Genomic DNA, 1,790 nt, shown 5'->3' on the forward strand with positions numbered 1-1,790 from the left:
TGGTTGGTTTTGTTCTGAAGACTGTGCTGACTACCTCGCCTGCGGTTATTTCTTCTATTTCGATTTGTTTTGTGGGTGGGTGTTTGGATACTGTGGGGCCTATTTTTCTTACTTCTGTGAGTTCGGCTCCTGTGGGTTCTATGGTGATTTTTACGTGGCGGGCTGCTACGGTGCTTGCCCGCTTGAGTTCGTTTGCTAGTACTCTGGAGAGGTCTCCTGCGCTGGTTATGTGGTACCAGGCGCCGCCTGAGGATGTGGCTAGGGTGTGTAGTATTTTTTCGTTGTAGTCTTGTCCTATGCCGATGGCTGATATGGTTATTCCGTATTTGGCGGCTGATCTGCCTAGGGATTCGTACCACCTCTCCTCTGTGTAGTAGGGCCAGGGTTCTCCGTCTGTGATTACTACTATCCGCTTGACGGCGTCTTCTGGGACGGCGCCTCTGCGGAGGGGGCCTTTTTTGACTCCTCTGAGTTCTTCTATTACGTGGAGTAGGGCTTGGTATAGGAGGGTGTAGGTGCCCGGCTTGAGCTTCTCTATGTGTTTTGCTAGTTTTTGTGCCTTCTCGGCGGGGAGTGGGGGGATGAGGGTTTTGATTTTTTCGTCGAAGGCGTAGACTGCGACGATGTTGTTGGGGGGCATGGAGTCTATGATTTCTTTGGCGGCTTGTATGGCGTGTTGTAGTTTGTCGAATTCCGCCATGGATTTTGACTTGTCTATTAGTATGGCGAAGGCGACTTCCCGCTCGGGGACGGGCTCCTGGGGGCTTCCTTTGAGCCTCACCTCGACGTCTACATAGCCTTCGGGGGCTTCGCTGGCGTAGATCTCCACCTCGAGGTTGCCGAGTCGTTTCATAAAGATATAAATACCTCTATATTAATTTTTATGCTTTTGCTGGTTCTGCTTCTGGCGGCGGCGGCGTGGGGGGTAACCGTTGTCGACGACGCGGGGCTGGAGAGGCTTAGCTTTGCGCCTGGGGAGAGTGTGTATGTGTATTTTGACGAGCCGGGGTTGGCCAGCGTCGAGGTTGTGGACGTGTCTACGGGGCATGTGGTTGTTAAGAGGGATTTCGAGGTGAGGATCACCGGCAAGTATCTTCTGTGGAGGACTACTCCCAACACGGCGCAGGGGGAGTACCGGGTGTATATAGTTCACAACGGGCTTCCGTATATCTACAACGTAACTATTGGGGGGCGGTTGCCTCCGCTTGTTGTGCCTCTCGTGGCCGTGGCTGTGGCCGGCGCGGTGGTGGCTGCGCTGTGGGTGGCCTCTAGGCGGGGGGTGGTGAAGGTGTTTAAGCCTCCCGTCAGGGGGGAGCCTGTCTATTTTCTGCAGTTGCCCACCGGCGTTAGGCTTCAGGTGAGGGGGTCGTATATGGTTTTTGGTCGTGAGTTTTTTGCTAGGGTGGGTGTTCCGCAGGAGTTGCTTAAGTACATCAGCAGGGTTCACTTCGCTATTACTTTTTCGGGTGGTGCCTACTATATCGAGGACTTGGGTTCTAAGAACGGCACTTTTTTGAATGGGAGGTCTATAAGGGGGTTGGGGGCGCAGTTGCTGAGGCCGGGGGATATTATCTCGGTGGCGCAGGTGGTTAATCTACAGTTCCTGGGTGGTAGATCCACATGACGGCGGCTGTGGCGTTGTCGCGCCCGCCTCTGGCGAGGGCTGTGTTGACTAGGCGGCAGGCTTTGCAGAGGGGGGTTTTTGTCGGCGTTTTGTAAAGCTCTTTCCCCTCTTTTTTCAACACGTCGTCTACCCCGTCTGTGACTAGCACCACCTCGTGCCGCTTGGC

General features: G+C 54.5%; 3 protein-coding genes. 1 reads left to right on the forward strand and 2 read right to left on the reverse strand.

Going from position 1 to position 1,790, the window contains the following annotated elements:
• On the reverse strand, nucleotides 1-853 hold an 853-nt coding region (locus ACP5J3_RS14125), incomplete at its 3' end, for a vWA domain-containing protein (RefSeq protein WP_428496264.1).
• A 30-nt stretch (nucleotides 854-883) separates the two neighbouring features.
• On the opposite strand from ACP5J3_RS14125, the gene ACP5J3_RS14130 reads away from it, so the two are divergent.
• Complete coding sequence (locus ACP5J3_RS14130) at nucleotides 884-1,624, forward strand: FHA domain-containing protein (RefSeq protein ID WP_428496265.1); 741 nt, start codon at nucleotides 884-886, stop codon at nucleotides 1,622-1,624.
• Here the strand turns inward: ACP5J3_RS14130 and ACP5J3_RS14135 are convergent.
• Nucleotides 1,590-1,790: hypothetical protein (locus ACP5J3_RS14135; protein WP_428496266.1), on the reverse strand; the 201-nt coding region annotated here is incomplete at its 5' end. The two genes, ACP5J3_RS14130 and ACP5J3_RS14135, sit on opposite strands and share 35 nt — an antisense overlap.

Source organism: Pyrobaculum sp., assembly GCF_049971835.1.
GTDB lineage: Archaea > Thermoproteota > Thermoprotei > Thermoproteales > Thermoproteaceae > Pyrobaculum.

Excerpts from the sequence above, each read along its gene's own strand:
- ACP5J3_RS14130 (WP_428496265.1), top strand. The coding sequence starts at position 884 with ATGCTTTTGCTGGTTCTGCTTCTGGCGGCGGCGGCGTGGGGGGTAACC.